General features: G+C 68.7%; 1 protein-coding gene. It reads right to left on the bottom strand.

Annotation, left to right across the window (positions count from 1 at the left end; all coding sequences use genetic code 11):
• Nucleotides 1-273: 273 nt before the first annotated feature.
• Nucleotides 274-501, bottom strand: a 228-nt coding sequence (locus tag A9Q02_RS18220) for a hypothetical protein (protein WP_216361551.1), incomplete at its 5' end; no start/stop codon positions are given.

Raw genomic sequence — 501 nt, 5'->3', positions numbered from 1 at the left:
AAGCAGGCGCACATCGGGGCGTTGGGTCGCCGTGCAGGCGATGATCAGCAGCCGGCGCGGGAGCGCAACGGCGAGCGTGGTGCGGTGTGTGCCACACGCCGCACCTGCCTCGTCCGTCCCGCTTGGGGCGGTCGGTTCGGCGCTGGACGGCGCCGTGGGCTGAGCAGGGGCATCCATATTCATTCCTTTGTTGATTAAACACGGTGGGCAACAAGGGGAAGGCAGGCGACATTGGTCGGTTCTGCCTGCCCTTTGTTGCCGGGCCAGGCGCGTTCAGGCGGGTGTGGGGTCGGCAGGGTTGGCAGGGTCGTCCGCGTCGGGCGTGGACGGCGGGGACGCGATGGCTGCACGAAGGCGCTGCACCATCGCGTCCCACTGGCAGGCGTACTGGCGAAGGGCCGCGCGCTGGATCATTGCCAGGTGTAGCGCGGTCTCTGCTGAGACGCCGGTGGTCGCAATGATCTCGGCCATGAGGGCCTGCAGGTCGTCGCCACTCGGCGC

The organism is Candidatus Chloroploca asiatica, from assembly GCF_002532075.1.
Taxonomy (GTDB): Bacteria; Chloroflexota; Chloroflexia; order Chloroflexales; family Chloroflexaceae; genus Chloroploca; species Chloroploca asiatica.
This window is presented reverse-complemented; position numbering and strand designations above follow the sequence as displayed.